Annotated in this window: 13 protein-coding genes and 2 pseudogenes; 12 read left to right on the top strand and 3 right to left on the bottom strand. The window is 70.3% G+C overall.

Going from position 1 to position 16,434, the window contains the following annotated elements; translation table 11 throughout:
* Position 1: 1 nt before the first annotated feature.
* Entirely contained in the window at positions 2-1,006 is a 1,005-nt protein-coding gene (locus OHA72_RS62155) for a coiled-coil domain-containing protein (protein WP_327005400.1), read from the bottom strand.
* A 53-nt stretch (positions 1,007-1,059) separates the two neighbouring features.
* On the opposite strand from OHA72_RS62155, the gene OHA72_RS62150 reads away from it, so the two are divergent.
* From OHA72_RS62150 to OHA72_RS62120, 7 genes and pseudogenes are all read left to right on the top strand, one after another.
* Positions 1,060-2,328, top strand: coding sequence for an aspartate aminotransferase family protein (locus tag OHA72_RS62150; RefSeq protein WP_327005399.1), 1,269 nt, complete (start codon positions 1,060-1,062; stop codon positions 2,326-2,328).
* Between the two features lie 441 nt (positions 2,329-2,769).
* Positions 2,770-3,681: a MurR/RpiR family transcriptional regulator gene (locus OHA72_RS62145; protein WP_327011912.1), complete on the top strand. Its 912-nt coding sequence runs from the start codon at positions 2,770-2,772 to the stop codon at positions 3,679-3,681.
* A complete protein-coding gene (locus tag OHA72_RS62140) occupies positions 3,678-4,430 on the top strand; it encodes a sugar isomerase domain-containing protein (RefSeq protein WP_327005398.1) in 753 nt (250 codons plus the stop codon). Before OHA72_RS62145 ends, OHA72_RS62140 begins: the two co-directional genes overlap by 4 nt.
* A gap of 21 nt (positions 4,431-4,451) precedes the next feature.
* Entirely contained in the window at positions 4,452-5,897 is a 1,446-nt protein-coding gene (gene ngcE, locus OHA72_RS62135) for an N-acetylglucosamine/diacetylchitobiose ABC transporter substrate-binding protein (protein WP_327005397.1), read from the top strand.
* A 13-nt stretch (positions 5,898-5,910) separates the two neighbouring features.
* Positions 5,911-6,819 (top strand): carbohydrate ABC transporter permease, encoded by a 909-nt coding sequence (locus tag OHA72_RS62130; protein ID WP_327005396.1) that lies wholly within the window; start codon positions 5,911-5,913, stop codon positions 6,817-6,819.
* Between the two features lie 11 nt (positions 6,820-6,830).
* Entirely contained in the window at positions 6,831-7,748 is a 918-nt protein-coding gene (locus tag OHA72_RS62125; RefSeq protein WP_442788464.1) for a carbohydrate ABC transporter permease, read from the top strand.
* A gap of 83 nt (positions 7,749-7,831) precedes the next feature.
* Positions 7,832-9,492 (top strand): annotated as a pseudogene (locus OHA72_RS62120) (bifunctional 3'-5' exonuclease/DNA polymerase).
* Between the two features lie 857 nt (positions 9,493-10,349).
* Here OHA72_RS62120 and OHA72_RS62115 read toward each other — a convergent pair.
* On the bottom strand, positions 10,350-10,853 hold the full coding sequence (locus OHA72_RS62115; RefSeq protein ID WP_327005395.1) for an NUDIX domain-containing protein: 504 nt from the start codon (positions 10,851-10,853) through the stop codon (positions 10,350-10,352).
* Positions 10,854-10,999: 146 nt separating this feature from the next.
* Here OHA72_RS62115 and OHA72_RS62110 point away from each other — a divergent pair, with 146 nt between their 5' ends.
* Genes OHA72_RS62110 through OHA72_RS62095 form a run of 4 tightly spaced genes read left to right on the top strand, consistent with a single transcriptional unit; the run spans position 11,000 to position 14,592 of the window.
* Positions 11,000-11,524 (top strand): nucleotidyltransferase family protein, encoded by a 525-nt coding sequence (locus OHA72_RS62110; RefSeq protein ID WP_327005394.1) that lies wholly within the window; start codon positions 11,000-11,002, stop codon positions 11,522-11,524.
* 33 nt (positions 11,525-11,557) lie between these two features.
* Positions 11,558-12,427, top strand: a complete 870-nt coding sequence (locus tag OHA72_RS62105) for an AAA family ATPase (RefSeq protein ID WP_327005393.1) — start codon at positions 11,558-11,560, stop codon at positions 12,425-12,427.
* Positions 12,417-13,481, top strand: a complete 1,065-nt coding sequence (locus OHA72_RS62100) for a vWA domain-containing protein (protein WP_327005392.1) — start codon at positions 12,417-12,419, stop codon at positions 13,479-13,481. The genes OHA72_RS62105 and OHA72_RS62100 overlap by 11 nt, the downstream gene beginning before the upstream one ends.
* Positions 13,474-14,592 carry an XdhC family protein gene (locus OHA72_RS62095; protein ID WP_327005391.1) on the top strand — a complete coding sequence of 373 codons (1,119 nt, stop codon included), beginning with the start codon at positions 13,474-13,476 and terminating at the stop codon, positions 14,590-14,592. Before OHA72_RS62100 ends, OHA72_RS62095 begins: the two co-directional genes overlap by 8 nt.
* 40 nt (positions 14,593-14,632) lie before the next feature.
* On the opposite strand, the pseudogene OHA72_RS62090 reads toward OHA72_RS62095, so the two are convergent.
* Positions 14,633-14,824: pseudogene (locus OHA72_RS62090) on the bottom strand (LysR family transcriptional regulator); the annotation flags it as partial.
* Between the two features lie 164 nt (positions 14,825-14,988).
* On the opposite strand from OHA72_RS62090, the gene OHA72_RS62085 reads away from it, so the two are divergent.
* Positions 14,989-16,431 (top strand): LGFP repeat-containing protein, encoded by a 1,443-nt coding sequence (locus OHA72_RS62085; protein ID WP_327005390.1) that lies wholly within the window; start codon positions 14,989-14,991, stop codon positions 16,429-16,431.
* Positions 16,432-16,434: the final 3 nt, after the last annotated feature.

The raw sequence follows: 16,434 nt of genomic DNA, 5'->3' as shown, positions 1-16,434 counted from the left end.
GCTACTGCATCGACAGGTGTACGTGGTTGTAATGGTCGCCGGCGGGGGTGCCGTCGCCGCCGTAGGATTTCCAGCCGCTGCTGGGCTGCCAGATGCGTTTGTACCAGATGACGTACTTGACGCCGAGGTTCTTCGCGTTGGCCACGCACCACGCGGCGAGCTTGTTGCCGTAGGCGAGGTCGTCGCCGGTCGCGCGGGCGTTGACGAAGGTGCTCTTGTTGGCCGAGAAGTCGCAGGCCTTGCCCAGCGGGTGGTCACCACCGCCGCCGCTGCGGTAGCACGACGTGTAGTGGGTGAAGCCGGCCAGCCTGGCCTCGTTGTAGGCGTTGAGCATCCGCGGGGACATGCAGTTGCCGGTGGTCGGGTCCTTGAGGGTGCAGCCTTCCTTCGGATACGAACCGTCGGAGTTGCGCGCGACCGGCTTGGTGGTGACCACGCCGCCGGTCGGTGCGCCGGTGGTGGCCCCGCCGCCGCCCGCCTTCTTCAGCGCGTCCTCGGCGGTCTTCTTGTTCGCTTCCATGATCTTCAGCTGGGCCTGCTGGTTGGCGACCGCCGCGGCGATGTCGGCCTTCTGCTGCTCCAGCTTCGCGCGCGTCTCGGCGAGCTCGTGCAGCGCCTTGTCGTCGCGGGAGACCATGTATTCGATCGTGGTCATGTTGTGCAGCAGCTCGTTGGGGTCGTTGCTGCCGATCATCACGTTGACCAGGCTGACCCGGCGGCCGCGGTAGGCGGCGCTGGCGACGGTCCCGGCCGCCACCTCGAGCTCCGCCAGGCGCGCCTGGGTCTTGCCGAGCTCAGCCTCGATCGCGGCCTGGTCGGCCGTGGACTTGTCCAGGCGGCCCTTGGCGTCGTTGTACTCGCCCAGGGCCTTGTCCAGAGCTTGACGCACAGTGAGGTTGCTGCCACCGTCCTCGCCCGGCTCCGCCGAGGCGGGGTCGGCGAACGCGACCACCAGCATGAGTGTGGTGGCCAGAAACGTGAGGATCCGTCGCGGCGCCGTCAACATCGCCGGTCAGCATATCGAAGCAGCGTGAAAACGCCAGGGCGAGAATGGACGGTATGGACGACCTACTCAGGCGGCACCGGGGCGTCATGCCCTCCTGGATGCCGATCTACTACGCCGAGCCGATCGAGCTCGTCACCGGTAAGGGCGCGAGGGTCACGGACAGTAACGGCAGGAGTTATCTCGACTTCTTCGGCGGGGTGCTGACCAACTCCCTCGGCTACGACGTCCCGGAGGTCCGTGAGGCCGTCGAGCGGCAGCTGCGGACCGGTATCGCGCACACGTCGACGCTGTACCTGATCCGCCAGCAGGTGGAGCTCGCCGAGAAGATCGCGCGGCTGTCGGGCATCCCCGACGCCCGGGTGTTCTTCACCAACTCCGGCACCGAGGCCAACGAGGCGGCGCTGCAACTGGCGACCAACCGGCGGCAGAGCAACACGATCCTCGCGGTGCGCAACAGCTACCACGGGCGGACCGCGGCGACGATCGGCGTGACCGGCAACCGGGCCTGGTCCGCCTCGCCGCTCAACCCGTTCAACGTCAGCTATCTGCACTCCGGCGACCGGCTGCGCGGCGTGCTGAAGGGCCTGTCCGACGAGGACTACCTGCGCGCCTCGGCCGAGGACCTGCGCGAGGTCCTCGCCACGACGACCGCCGGCCCGGTCGCGTGCCTGATCGCCGAGCCGATCCAGGGCGTCGGCGGCTTCACCAGCGGCCCCGACGGGCTGCTGCGGGTCTGGAAGGAGATTCTCGACGAGGACGGCATCCTGCTGATCTCCGACGAGGTGCAGACCGGCTGGGGGCGCACGGGGGAGCACTTCTGGGGGTACCAGGCGCACGGCGTGACGCCGGACCTGCTGACGTTCGCCAAGGGCATCGGCAACGGCTTCGCGCTGGCAGGGGTGGTCGGCAGCGCCGAGGTGATGGAGTCGGTGCAGGGCATCTCGTTCTCCACGTTCGGCGGCAACCCGATCTCCACCGCCGCCGGCAACGCGGTCCTCGACTACATCGTCGAGCACGACCTGCAGGCCAACGCGGCCCGCGTCGGCGGGATCCTGCTCGACGGGCTGCGGGCGGTCTCCTCGCCGGCCGTGGTGGAGGTCCGCGGCAAGGGGCTGATGCTCGGCGTCGAGCTGGTCGACGCGGCCACGACGAACGCGGTGTTCGAGGCGTGCAAGCGCGACGGGCTGCTGGTCGGCAAGGGCGGCCTGTACGGCACGACGATCAGGATGGGCCCGCCGCTCAACCTGAGCGAGGAGGAAGCCCGCGAGGGGCTGGAAATTTTGACCAGGGCACTGACGGCTGGTGGGAGCGCTTCCGGCTGACGCCGCCCACATGGGGCCGAAAGGGCCGAACGGACCGAAAGGGTCTGTTCGGCCCTTCTTCATGAAAACGGCCGATCACCTCGGGTTCCCCGCATGTAACAAAACGGGCTATTTCTTCGGAGCACCCTGACGATCACCCGGTCGGGTCTGGTGTTCTTGGTCGGGCCGCCCGGCGCCGAGCGTTGTGTTGCCGCCATGTTGCCAATGGCTCTGAGCTGCGCTTTTAGCTCTCTTTAAGATCCACTTCTTTGGTAACAGTTTGAAAACTTCACCCAACTCCTTGACAAGAAGGGCCCCTCAGTAAGAACTTTTACCACTAACAGTTAAGGAACTTTGCTGAAAGGGAGCGACATGACACCTCGCGAGGAGCTCACGACGGCGGTGCACACCGCTGTCGGCGCCTCGCCCGTGTCGTCGATCCCTGCGGGGGCGCTCTCCGGCATGGACGGCTTTCCGGCCATCGTCACCGGCGACAGCGTCCTGGCGAAGGTCCGGGCGCAGCTGCCCGAGCTCACCGGCGCCCTGCAGCGCGTCGCCGAGCTGATCCTCGCCGACCCTGCCGCGGCGGCCCGCTCGACGATCGTCGAGCTCGCCGAGCGCAGCGGCACCTCCCCGGCGACCGTGACCCGCTTCTGCCGGGCCCTGGGCTTCGTCGGCTACGCCGAGCTGCGGCTGGCCATCGCCGGCGAGACCGGCCGTGCGTCGAGGACCGGCGGCTGGACGATGGACATCGGCCGCGAGATCCAGCCGACCGACCCCCTGCAGCGCGTCCTCGGCCAGATCATGGCCGCCGACACCCAGGCGATGCACGACACCGCCTCGCTGCTGGACCTCACCGAGGTCGAGCGCGCCGCGGAGGCCATCGCCCGCGCCGACAGGGTCGACATCTACGGCGCCAGCGGCAGTGCACTCGTCGGCGGCGAGATGCAGTTCTGCCTGCACCGCATCGGCATCGCCGCGTGGGCGTGGGCCGACGTGCACAACGGTCTGGCCAGCGCGTCGCTGCTGAAGCCCGGCGACGTGGCGCTGGGTGTCTCGCACAGCGGCCAGACCCGCGAGACCATCGAGATGATCGCCGAGGCGAGCAGCCGGGGCGCGACCACGATCGCGCTGACCAGCTTCCCTCGCTCGCCCCTGGCCGAGGTCGCCGACATCGTCATGCTCACCGCGACGCAGGCGACGACCTTCCGGCCCGATGCCCTTTCCGCCCGGCACCCCCAGCTGGTGGTGCTGGACCTGCTGTACATCGCGGTGGCGCAGCGCACGCACGAACGCGCGCATGCGGCCTTCAGCGTCACCGCGCAGGCGGTCGCCGGTCACCGGTCGGCCAGTGGAAAAGAGGCATCGGCATGACCGTCACCGCTAGTGGCTATGTCTCCGCGATCCAGACGCTCATCGACCGGATCGCCACCACCCAGGTCGGCAACGTCAGCCAGGCGGCCGACCACATCGTCACCGCGCTGCGCGCCGGTGGCCTCCTCCAGGCGTTCGGCACCGGGCACTCCGAGGCGGTGGCGGTGGACTTCGCCGGCCGCGCCGGCGGGCTCGTGCCGACGAACAAGATCCTCCTGCGGGACCTGGTCGTCTACGGGGGCCAGGACCCGCAGATCCTCGAGGACGAGAAGCTGGAACGCGATCCCCGGATCGCCGCCCAGCTGTACGAGATCGCTGCGCCGCGTCCCGAGGACGTGTTCGTGATGGCCTCACAGTCCGGGATCAACGGGGGGATCGTCGAGATGGCGCTGCTGATCAAGCAGCGCGGACACAAGTTGATCGCAATCACGTCGGTCGAGCACACCGAGCGGGTGTCCCCCAGGCACCCGTCGGGCAAGCGACTCGCCGATATTGCCGACGTCGTGCTGGACAACGGCGCGCCGTACGGCGACGCACTGCTGTCGCTGGATAGCGGCGGCGCGGTCTGCCCGGTCTCATCGGTCACCAACGCGCTCATGGCGCAGCTGGTGGTCGCCGAGGTCGTGCGACGCATCGAGGCTGCGGGCGAGGTGGCTCCCGTCTACCTGTCCGCAAACGTCCCCGGCGGGGACGAGCACAACCACACCCTCGAGTCGCGGTACGCCGGACGTGTCCGGCGCACCGCCTGACCCGAACCGAGGAGACAGATCATGTCCGTTACCCCCGAGTCCCCGTCGCAGCCAATCGCGCTCTCGCGGCGGACCGTCCTCCAGCGCGCAGCCGTCGCCGGCCTCGTCGCCACCCCCGCGGCGGGCTTCCTCGCCGCGTGTGCCGACAGCGGCAGCGACGAGGAGCCGGGCACCAGCAACACCGGTGCCACCAGCGCCACCAACCCGCTGGGCGCCCCCGAGGACCAGCCGATCAACGTCGTCATCTTCAACGGCGGCTACGGCGACAAGTACGCCACGGACGTCCACGAGCCGATGTACAAGAAGGCGCACCCGAAGTCCGAGGTGAAGCACCAGTCCAGCCAGGCCATCTCCACCCTGGTGCAGCCCCTCATCGCGGGCGGCAACGCGCCGGAGTTCGTGAACAACTCCGGTGAGAAGTCGCTGGACTTCGGCGCGCTCGTCGCCGACGGCCAGCTGCAGGACCTGACCGCGCTGTTCGACGCGCCGTCGGTGGACGACCCGTCCAAGAAGGTCCGCGACACCCTGGTCCCCGGCACCGTGGACACCGGCTCGTTCAACGGCAAGCCGTACGTCCTGTACTACGTGTCGACCGTGTTCGGCATCTGGTACTCCGGCAAGCTCTTCACCGACAACGGCTGGACCGCGCCGAAGACGTGGAGCGAGTTCACCGCGCTCTGCGACAAGATCAAGGCCAAGGGCATCGCCCCCTACGCCTACGCCGGTGCCAACGCCGCGTACTACCAGTGGAACATCATCCTCACCAGCGCCGCGAAGATCGGTGGCGCCGACGTCCTCAAGAACATCGACAACCTCGAGGACGGTGCCTGGAAGACCGACGCGGTCAAGCAGGCCGCCGAGGCGTGGGCCGAGATCGGTGCCAAGTACAACCTGCAGGGCGCCGAGGGTCTCAAGCACACCGATGTCCAGCTCAAGCAGAACCAGTACCAGCTGGGCATGTACCCCTCCGGTGACTGGCTCGAGAACGAGCAGAAGAAGGACACACCCGAGGGCTTCAAGTACCAGATGATGACCACCCCGTCCGTCACCGGTTCGGACAAGCTCAAGTCGACGGCGCTGCGCGCGACCGCCGGCGAGGGCTACATGGTCCTGGCGAAGAGCAAGAACCCCAAGGGCGGCCTGGAGTACATGCGCCAGATGCTGTCGAAGGCCGGCGGCAAGGGCTTCACCGAGGTCGTCAAGGCGCCTACCGTGGTTCTGGGCAGCACCGAGGGCCTGACCTTCACCCCCGGCACGCAGTCGTCGCAGGACGCGCTGAAGGCGGCCGGCTCGGAGGTCTTCAACCTGTTCTTCGACGGCTGGTACAAGGACCTCGACAAGGAGGCCCGCACCGCCACCAACGAGCTGATGTTCGGTCGCATCAAGGCCGACCAGTTCGTCGAGCGTATCCAGAAGAAGGCCGACGAGATCAAGAAGGACTCGTCGATCACCAAGTTCAAGCGCTGATCGGAGCCTGATCATGCGGCATGGGAGAGTCCCCTTCATTCTGGGGTTCCTGGTTGCGCCGGTAACGCTCTACTCGTACTTCGTCCTGTGGCCGTACGTGCAGACGATCAATCTGTCGTTCTACCAGTGGCGCGGCTTCACCAAGAAGCGATGGGTCGGGCTGGAGAACTACGATCGGATGCTGCACGCCGACCGGTTCTATCAGGCGTTGGAGCACCACGCAGTCATCCTCGTCCTGTTGCCGCTGGCCACGATCGCATTCGCCCTGTTCTTTGCCTTCCTCCTCAACGTGGGAGGCAAAGCCAGGGGTGGCAAGACGGCGGGGGTCTGGGGTTCGGGTTTCTACCGGGTCGTGTTCTTCCTTCCCCAGGTCCTCGCCGTGCCGGTCATCGGCGTGCTCTTCGCGACGGTGTACCGGCCCAACGAGTCCGGCCTGATCAACGGTGTGCTGTTGCGGGCCGGCCTCGAGAAGCCGGTCGGCTTCCTGATCGAGAAGAACCTCGCGCTGCCGGCGCTCATCGCCGTGCTGGTCTGGCAGGCGGTCGGCTTCTACGTCGTGCTCTTCTCCGCGGGCATGGCCAACATCCCGGCCGAGATCTACGAGGCGGCCGAGCTCGACGGCGCGTCCAAGGTGTCGCTGTTCTTCCGCGTCACGTTGCCGCTGCTCTGGGACACCATCCAGACCGCGTGGGTCTACCTCGGCATCCTGGCCTTCGACGCGTTCGCCATCGTGTCGGTCCTCGCCCAGGACAACGGCGGCCCCGACGGCGCCACGACCGTGCTGGGCCTGGAGATCTACAACAACATGCAGCAGAACCGCTACGGCGACGCGGCCACCTACGGCGTCGCGCTGTGCCTGCTGTCGCTGGTGTTCGCCGCGTTCACGCTGCGGCTCACCCGTCGTGAGTCCTACGAGTACTGAGAGGCCGAGACATGACCACAACCATCGGCCGTGACGCGCCGGGTCAGCGCAGCGGACAACAGGGCGCCCGCCTGGTATCGAAGGGCGAGCGGCCGCGCCGCAAGCTCAATGTGGCCGGCAGCATCGGCCACGTGTTCCTCGCCATCTGGGCACTGATGATCATCATCCCGCTGGCCTGGGTGTTCCTGGCGTCGTTCAAGAACACGACCGAGATCTTCGCCACGCCGTGGACCGTCCCGGACCACCTGCGCTGGGAGAACTGGGGCCGGGCGTGGACCAAGGCGCACGTCGGCCGGTACGTGCTCAACAGCGTCCTCGTCGTCACGCTCGCGACGGCCGGCACGATGCTGCTCAGCTCGATGGCCGCCTACGTGCTCGCCCGGTACAAGTTCGTGGGCAACAGGGTCGTCTACTTCCTGTTCGTCGCCGGCATCGCATTCCCGCCGTTCCTCGCGGTCGTGCCGCTGTTCTTCCAGGTCAAGCAGCTGGGCCTGCTCAACACGTACACCGGCCTGATCATCGTGTACATCGCCTACTCGCTGCCGTTCACGATCTTCTTCCTGACCTCGTTCTTCAGGTCGCTGCCGAACACGGTGGCGGAGGCGGCGACGATCGACGGTGCCTCGCACACCCGGCTGTTCTTCTCGGTCATGTTGCCCATGGCCAAGCCCGGCCTGATCAGCCTCACGATCTTCAACCTCATCGGCCAGTGGGGGCAGTTCCTGCTGCCCCTGGTGCTGATGGCCGGCGCGAAGGACAAATGGGTCCTCACCCAGGGCATCCAGGACATCTCCACCTCCGCCGGCTATGAGGCGGACTGGTCGGGCCTCTTCGCCGCCCTGACGATCTCGATCCTGCCGATGATCGTGATGTACATGATCTTCCAGCGGCAGATCCAGGCCGGTCTGACCGCGGGTGCCGTGAAGTAGCCCACCCGAGCACGCGCACCCCCGGCGGTTTCCAGAAAACTGTCGGGGGTGTGCGATGTAATGCGGGCGTGATTGTTGCGGTGATGCCCTCAGGTGCCGGTGGTCTGCTGCGACCACTGGCCGACGACGGCGGCGTGCTCGGCCCCGAGCGCCGCGTCGACGACCTCGCCACCGCCGTCGCCGGGATCGAGGCCCGCGACAGCCCTCGGTGGCTGTGGCCCTCCACCGCGGAGCTCTATCCCCGCCTCCTCGCCGCCGGCGTCCGCGTCGAGCGCTGCCACGACCTGGAGCTCGCCGAGGCCCTCCTGCTCGGCGCCGAGGGCCACTGGGGCCAGCCCCGCTCCCTCGCCGCCGCCCTCGCCCGCCTCACCGGCGACCCTGTGCCACCCGACCCGCCCTCGCGCGCCGCGCTGCCGCCGGGCGAGGCGCAGGACTCCCTGTTCGACGAGACCTTCATGGCCGCCCCGCCACTGCCGCTCGACGCGGTCCTGCGGGTCCACGCCGCGCAGCGCACCCGCACCGCCGCGGCCATCTCCCCGCGCCGGGCGGCGGCGCCATGCGCACCCTCGTCGCCGCCGAGTCGGCGGCCGCCCTCGTCGCCGCCGAGATGGGCTTCGCCGGCCTGCCGTGGCGCGCCGACGTGCACGACGCGCTGCTGCGCGAGCTGCTCGGCCCGCCGTCCCCGATCGACGGCGGCCCACCCGCCCGGCTCGTCGAGCTCAACGCCCGCCTCAACGAGGCCTTCGGCGCCCGCGTCCACCCGGACTCGCCCGCCGAGGTCCTGCGCGCCTTCGCCCGCCAGGGCATCACCCTGCGCAGCACCCGCCGCTGGGAGCTGCAGCACGTCGACCACCCCGCCGTGCCGATCCTGCTGGAATACAAGGAGCTCTACCGGCTCTGGGTCGCGCACGGCTGGTCCTGGCTCGACCAGTGGGTCACCGCCGGCCGGTTCCGCGCCGAATACATCCCCGGCGGTGTCGTCTCCGGCCGCTGGGCCACCCGAGGCGGCGGCGCCCTGCAGATCCCCCGGGTCGTGCGCAAGGCCGTCGTCGCCGACCCCGGCTGGACCTTCGTCGTCGCCGACGCCGGCCAGCTCGAGCCCCGCATCCTCGCCGCCGTCTCCGCCGACCACCGCCTCGCCAAGGCCGGCGCCGCCGGCGACCTCTATGCCGCCCTCGCCACCGACGCCTTCGACGGCGACCGCGCCAAGGCCAAGATCGCACTCCTCGGCGCCATGTACGGCCAGACCGGTGGCGACGCCGCACCCGCCCTCGCCGCCCTGCGCCGCTTCTACCCGACCGCCTGGGACCTCGTCGAAGGCGCCGCCCGCACCGGCGAGGCGGGCGGCCTCGTGCGCACCTGGCTCGGCCGCACCTGCCCGCCGTCCTCGGTCAGCTGGCGCGAGGGCTTCGACGAGCCAGGCCTGGAGGTCGACGCCCGCGGCGGCGCCAAGGGCCGCGCCCGCGGCAGGTTCACGCGCAACTTCGTCATCCAGGGCACGGCGGCGGAGTGGGCGCTGGTGCTCCTCGCACGGCTCCGCTCGCATCTCGCGTCGATGGCCGCGGAGCTGGTCTTCTTCCAGCACGACGAGTTCATCGTCCACTGCCCTGTGGAGGAGTCCGACGCGGTGGTGGCCGCACTGCGCACGGCGGGCGACGAGGCGCGACGGCTGTTGTTCGCGGAGACGCCGGTCCGGTTTCCGCTGGATGTGGCTGTGGTTGAGTGCTATTCGGACGCGAAGTAGGCCTGTCTTCGCCGATTCGCTGATGGTCTTGCGATTGCCGTTCGCGTGCGGCCTTGGTGGTTCCGCGCAGCCTTCCGCGGCGCGACCGCTCACATGATCCAACGCCGTCGAGCGCATCATTCGGTGCTACAACACCGTCGCCGGTCAGAAAAACGAAGACCATCGATCAATAGACCGGGGAGTACCAGCACTCGGACGCCGATCTTCCGTCCCGCCCCATGATCGAAGGACAGCGGCGGCCGCCCGGACGACCACCCGGAGCCTTCGATCAAGACGGGGGCGGGCTGGATCTTGGTGCGCGCCTTGGCGCGTCGCGGTTTGGGTGATTTGCGATGGTTTTTGATGCCAGCGACGGTGTGGCACCACCGAATGACGACCTCGACGGCGCTGGATCATGTGAGTTCGGACCTGGCTTGGCATCACCTCGATACGGCACGGACGGTGACCGCGCTACCCGTCCGCGCCGCCGCAGGCTGCGCGAAACCACCGAGCCCCGAGGACTGACACCAGGAACCACTCCAGGCGGCGTACCCCCAAGCGGACGAGCAACAGGAAGACGACCACAGGATCTTGGAGGAGTATCAAGAGGCTGCCAGTCAACAGCAGCCAGATACCGAGCCATCACATCGCACTCGGACGGCGATCTTCCGCTCCGGCCCACGATCGAAGGACGGCCGTGGTCGTCCGGGCGACCACCCGGATCCTTCGATCATGACGGGGCCGGGCTGGATCTGGTGCGCGCCTTGGGCGCGCGGAGCCCCGAGGACTGACACCAGGATCCAGTCCAAGCGGCGTACCCCCAAGCGGACGCTCAGCAGGAAGACGACCACAGGATCCTGGGGGAGGACCAAAGACAGCTACCAGTCAACTACAGCCAGATACCGAGCCATGACATCCGTATGGGTAGGAAAACACAACTGCTGCGGCCCAACGCCGATCTCAAAACCGAGCGACTCCTCCGTAGCCACCGACGCCGGAATGGCGGACAACGGACGCGGCGGCAGAACGCCGAAGACGATGAGGTTGCCGTTAGCGGTGCTCTGCACGTCGAAGAGGCGCACGTCCGCCGGGTCGGCCAGCAGCGTGGTCTCCTCGCGCAGCTCGCGGACCATGCCCTCCTGCCACGTCTCGCCGAGCTCGATGAAGCCGCCGGGCAGCGCCAGCTCGCCGCGCATCGGTTCGATGTCGCGGCGCACGAGGACCAGGCCGCGGCCGTCGTCGGTCTCCACCGGCAGGAGCGCGACCGCGACCGGCAGCGGATTTCGCCAGGTCATCTCGCCGCAGGACGCGCACAGACGGGGCCACGGGGCCCCCGACGCATAGGCGACACCGCAATACGAACAGTGATCGTGCAGGGCCATGAGCAAGGAGCCTACCGACGGTATTACGCTGAGCCTCGCGCCGGTGTAGCGCTGGAGGAGCACCCGAGGAGTTCCCGCTGAGCACGATCGTCGGACTGGTTCTCGCCGCAGGTGGCGGCCGCCGGTATGGCGGGCCCAAGGCCCTCGTGCGTCATGACGACGGCCGGTTACTGGTTGAGCGCGCCGTGGCGACGCTGCGCGACGGTGGCTGCGCGCGCATCGTCGTGGTGCTCGGCGCCGAGGCGGCGCGGGTGCGCGCGGAGGCGCAGCTCGGCGACGCGCGGCTGGTGGACAACCCGACCTGGAAGAGCGGCATGGGCGGCTCGCTGCGGGTCGGGCTGGCGGCGGTCGCGGAGGCCGAGAGCGAGGCCGACGCGGTGGCGGTCGCGGTGCTGCTGGTCGACACGCCCGGCATCGGGCCCGACGCGGTGGCCAGGCTGCTCGCCGCGGCCGACGGCGGGTCGAAGTCGCTTGTGACAGCGACGTACCAGGGGAAACGTGGCCATCCGGTGATCCTGGGGCGGGACCATTGGGCCGGCGTCGCCACCCTCGCGACCGCAGACGTCGGCGCGCGGGCATATCTGGTGGCCCATGCCGACCTGGTCCAGACGGTGCCGTGCGAGGACATCGCCGACGACACCGACCTGGATGTCCCGGCCGAACCGGAGTAGCCCCGGCAAGGATCACGGGCGCATAGTGGAGCGGTGCCGGACTTCGCGTCTCCCGCCGCGCTCGCGGCCGGCCTGGCCGCCACGGGCTACCTCGCCGACGAGGGGCTCGCGATGGCGGGCTTCCTTGCGCTGCGCCTGCACCGGCCGATCTTCCTGGAAGGCGACGCCGGTGTCGGCAAGACCGCGTTCGCGGCCGCACTCGCCGAGACCGCGGGCGTCGAGCTGATCCGCCTGCAGTGTTACGAGGGGCTCGACGCCTCCCATGCGCTGTACGACTGGGACTTCGCCCGCCAGGTCCTGCACCTGCGGGCGGTGGAGACCGCGGCGCACGGGACCCTCGCGGCCGCGGACCTGGAGGCGGACCTGTACGACCGGCGGTTCCTGCTGGCCCGGCCGCTGCTGCAGGCGGTCGAGCGGGCGCCGTGCGTGCTGCTCGTCGACGAGGTCGACCGGGCCGACGACGAGTTCGAGGCGTACCTGCTCGAGGTCCTCGCCGACGCCGCCGTGACCGTCCCGGAGCTCGGCAGGATCACCGCCGCCGTGCCGCCGGTCGTCGTCGTCACCAGCAACCGGACCCGTGAGGTGCACGACGCGTTGAAGCGCCGCTGCCTGTACCACTGGGTCGGGCACCCCACGCCGGAGCGGGAGGCCGCGATCCTGCGGCGGCGGCTGCCGGGGCTCGACGAGCGCCTCGCCGCGCAGGTCGCCGCGGCCACCGCCCACCTGCGGACCCTCGACCTGATCAAGCCGCCCGGCGTCGCCGAGTCCATCGACTGGGCCGCCGCCCTCGGTGCCCTGTCGGCGGACACGCTGACCGCCGAGCTCGCCGATGCCACCCTCGGCGTGGTCCTGAAGGTCCGGGAGGACATCACCCTCGCGACGGGGGCGATCGGTGCTCACTGAGCTGGCCGGGAAGCTGCGGGCGGCCGGCCTGCCGGTCACGTTCGACCGCCTCGCCGCCTACGGTGAGGCCCTCGACACGGTCGGTGTCGCGCACGCGTACTGGGTCGGCCGACTCACGCTGTGCGGATCGCCGGAGGACATCGCCCGGTACGACGCGGCCTTCGCACCGCCCGCGTCCGCCGCGCGGGGGCCGGCCTGGCAGGTGCGGCGGCTGCCGGAGCGGTCGCTGTTCCGGGCCACGATGCCGCCGTCCGCGACAGCCGGCGAGCAGGACCCGGCGCTGGCCGTACAGGCGGCGGACACCGAAGTGCTGCGCCACCGTGACTTCGCCACCCTGTCGGCGGACGAACGCGCCGAGGCGGCCGCGCTGCTCGCGCAGATCGCCACCGCCGAGATCACCCGCCCCGGGCGCCGGCACCGCCCGGCCGGGCACGGCGACGTCGACCGCCGCCGCAGCGTCCGGGCGATGCTGCGGGCCGGTGGGGAGCCGAGGCCGCTGCTGCACCAGGTGCGGGCGCCGCGTCCGCGCCGGCTGGTCCTGCTGATCGACGTGTCGGGGTCGATGTCGCCGTATGCGGACGCCCTGCTGCGCCTCGCCCACGCCTTCACCCGGCACCGTCCACGGTGGACGGAGACGTACACGCTCGGCACGCGGCTCACCCGGCTCACCCCGGCGATGCGGATCCGGGACGTGGAGGCCGCGCTGCGCGAGGCCGGCCGGCTCATCCCCGACTGGCGCGGCGGGACCCGGCTCGCCGACGGCGTCGCCGCGTTCGTTCGCCGCGACGGCCACCGGGGCGTCGCCCGCCGCGCCGCGGTCGTCGTCTTCAGCGACGGATGGGAGTCCGCCGACCCCGCGCGGCTCGGCGGCACCGTCGCCCACCTGCACCGGCTCGCCGCGCGGACCGTCTGGGTCAGCCCGCACGCGGGCCGTCCCGGCTTCGCCCCGACCGCCGGTGGTCTCGCCGCGGTGCTCCCGCATGTTGACGCGCTCGTGGCGGGGCATACGGTGGCGGCGCTACACGCCGTCCTTGAGGAGGTCCGCCGTGCGTGAGGTTCTCAGCGATCTGCTCGGCTGGTGGGATTCGGGCCGCACCGTCGGCATGGCCACCGTCGTGCGGACCTGGCGCAGCTCGCCGCGCCCCGCGGGGGCCACCATGCTCGTCGGACCGGACGGCACCGCCGTCGGCAGTGTCTCCGGCGGTTGCGTCGAGGGTGCCGTCTACGAGCTTTCCCGCGAGGTCGTCGATTCCGGTGTGCCGGTTGTCCAGCGGTACGGGGTGAGCGACGACGACGCGTTCGCGGTCGGACTGACCTGCGGCGGGATCATCGAGCTGCTGGTCGAGCCGGTCTCGCGGGACACGTTCCCGGAGCTCGACGCGGTCGCGGCCGCCATCGCCGCGCGGGACCCGGTCGCGGTCGTGTCCGTGGTCGAGGGCCCGCCCGCACAGCTGGGCCGGCGGCTGGTGGTGTGGCCCGCCTCCTCCTCTGGGTCCTTGGGGTCCGAACGGCTTGATGCCGCCGCCGCCGACGACGCCAGGGGGCTGCTCGCCGCAGGGCGGACCGACACCCTGCACTACGGCCTGGACGGCGAGCGGCGCGGCGAGGGACTGACGCTGTTCGTCGCCTCCTACGCCCCGCCCGCCCGGATGATCGTCTTCGGGGCGATCGACTTCGCCGCGTCCGTGGCCCGCATCGGCGACTTCCTCGGCTACCACGTCACCGTCTGCGACGCCCGGCCCGTCTTCGCCACGTCGAAGCGGTTCCCCGGCGCCGACGAGGTCGTCGTCGACTGGCCGCACCGGTACCTGCGGGCCGAGCTGGACGCCGGTCGCGTCGACCCGCGCACCGTGGTGTGCGTGCTCACCCACGACCCGAAGTTCGACGTGCCGGTCCTGCAGGTCGCGCTCCGCGAGGACCTCGCCTACATCGGGGCGATGGGTTCCCGCCGCACGCACGACGACCGCCTCGCCCGCCTCCGCGAGGCCGGCATGACCGAGCAGGAGCTGGCCCGGCTGTCCTCACCGATCGGCCTCGACCTGGGTGCGCGCACCCCGGAGGAGACCGCGGTGAGCATCGCCGCGGAGATCATCGCCGGTCGCTGGGGCGGTGGCGGCGCCCGCCTCGCGACCACCGACGGCCGCATCCACCACGACGTGGCCTGACGGGTCCTCAGGGCGCCTGGCAGTCCGGGTGCTGGTCGCGGCGCAGCTCGTCGAGCAGCTGCTGCCCGACCGGTAACAGCGAGACGCGGCGGCTGGTGCGGGCGAACAGCCGCGCGCCGATGCGCAGCTCCAGGGACCGGATCGTCTGGCTGATCCTCGCCGTCGACACGTGCAGGCGCGCGGCCGTGCGGCCGAAGTGCAGTTCCTCAGCCAGAGTGAGGAACGCCTCCAGCTCGTGCCGCGCTGCACCGTGGGCGTTGATCCATCGATCCTCACCCACGTCGGCGCCGATCGACAATCGCAGCAGAGTCGTGAAGTCGACAGTTCCGTGCGTGTCGCCGGTGCGAAGTGTGACCGCGGTACCACCGGATCGTCGTCGTCCGAGATACTCGACCGGTGGCCGACGACGATGCGCGGAATGTGGATGCAAGGCGGGCGCGTGGCGTCCAGTCGGGCAACCACAACCTGCAATTCAACATCGGCGATCATGGGCGCGACGCGACGGCTTTCAGCAGTGTGGACCCGTTGGCGGCGGCCGGTGATCTCGTACAAATGCCGGCCGGTGAGGCCGCTCGAAGGCTTTCGCCGATGCCGGTGCGCGAGGTCGTGCCGATCCTGGCGGTGCTGCTGGAGGACGGTGGCACGGCGCTGGTGCTGGAGCTGCTGAATCGGGTCAATGAGGACCGGCGGGTCGCCATCTGCAAGGCCCTCGCTCGCACCGCGCCGTGGATCGCGCAATTCCCGCGGGCCCGTGACGAGATCATCGCGTGCCGGCGGACAATGGCCGGGCCGTCGAAGATCGCCGACGCGAAAATTGCTCGTTCACCGATGTCGCAGCTCGGTGCGGCCGGTTTCGTGATGGCCTGCGCCGGTGGCGTGATTCTGTGGACCGAGCAATTCGGTGCGCACGTTGTTTCGGGCTCATTGCTGGAATATCACCATGCGGCCGGCGGCTCCGGCGGGCGGCTCGGGTTCCCGGCGGGCGCGGCCCGCACCGTCGCGTCGATCGGCGGCACGACCCAGGAGTTCGAGGGATGCCCGGCCACGGGGCCGGTCACCGCCTGCGCGTCCGGGCGCGGGGCGTTCGTCATCCCGGCCCCGGTCCTCGCGCACCTGGCGGACTATTCGGATCCGTACGAAATCCTGGGCGCGCCCGTGGGCGAGGCGTGGCAGACGGGGCGGTCGCGGTGGGGCACCACCGGCGTGGCCCAGCACTTCGAGCGCGGGCTGGTCGTCGCCGCGCGTGACCGGCCGGCGCTGCTCGTCACCGGCGGCATCCTCGGGCTGCTGGAGCGGACCGGCGCCATCCAGGGCGAGCTCGGGTTCCCGCTGACCGGTCCGCTGCGCACCGTCACCGGCCCGCCCGGCGAAGCGGCGCGGGGCCACTGGTATCAGATCTTCGAAGGCCACCGCCCGCTGCCGGTCACCGAGGAGGAGTCCTTCCGGGACTTCGGGCTGCCGCCCGGCGGTGCGCTCGCCGTCGACCCGGACGACGCCGACGCCGCGATCCACGTCGCCGGACCCATCTGGGAGGCCTGCTGCGCCGACGGCGGGTTCGACGGCCGGCTCGGCTTCCCGGTCGCCGCCGCGATCGTCCGCCCCGGCCGCGCGGCGCAGGTCTTCCAGGGCGGCACGGTGATGTGGAGCGAGGCGCACGGCGCGTTCACCGTCCCGGGCCCCGTCTGGGACCACATCGGCGGCGACGGCGGGCTGGACGACGTCGGGTGGCCGGTCGGCGAGCAGACACCGTCGCCCGGCGACCCGTCCGCCTTCCAGCAGGAGTTCGAGCACGCCATCGTCATGGTCCGCGACGGCGTCGTCAAGATCTGGCGGGAATGAGCG

Source organism: Dactylosporangium sp. NBC_01737 (assembly GCF_035963215.1).
GTDB lineage: Bacteria > Actinomycetota > Actinomycetes > Mycobacteriales > Micromonosporaceae > Dactylosporangium.
This window is presented reverse-complemented; position numbering and strand designations above follow the sequence as displayed.

What these genes read in the sequence shown, in the direction of transcription:
- OHA72_RS62155 (WP_327005400.1), bottom strand. Translation starts at nt 1,006, where the DNA reads ATGTTGACGGCGCCGCGACGGATCCTCACGTTTCTGGCCACCACACTC.
- OHA72_RS62150 (WP_327005399.1), top strand. Translation starts at nt 1,060, where the DNA reads ATGGACGACCTACTCAGGCGGCACCGGGGCGTCATGCCCTCCTGGATG.
- OHA72_RS62145 (WP_327011912.1), top strand. Translation starts at nt 2,770, where the DNA reads ATGGACGGCTTTCCGGCCATCGTCACCGGCGACAGCGTCCTGGCGAAG.
- OHA72_RS62140 (WP_327005398.1), top strand. Translation starts at nt 3,678, where the DNA reads ATGACCGTCACCGCTAGTGGCTATGTCTCCGCGATCCAGACGCTCATC.
- ngcE (WP_327005397.1), top strand. Translation starts at nt 4,452, where the DNA reads ATGTCCGTTACCCCCGAGTCCCCGTCGCAGCCAATCGCGCTCTCGCGG.
- OHA72_RS62130 (WP_327005396.1), top strand. Translation starts at nt 5,911, where the DNA reads ATGCGGCATGGGAGAGTCCCCTTCATTCTGGGGTTCCTGGTTGCGCCG.
- OHA72_RS62125 (WP_442788464.1), top strand. Translation starts at nt 6,831, where the DNA reads ATGACCACAACCATCGGCCGTGACGCGCCGGGTCAGCGCAGCGGACAA.
- OHA72_RS62115 (WP_327005395.1), bottom strand. Translation starts at nt 10,853, where the DNA reads ATGGCCCTGCACGATCACTGTTCGTATTGCGGTGTCGCCTATGCGTCG.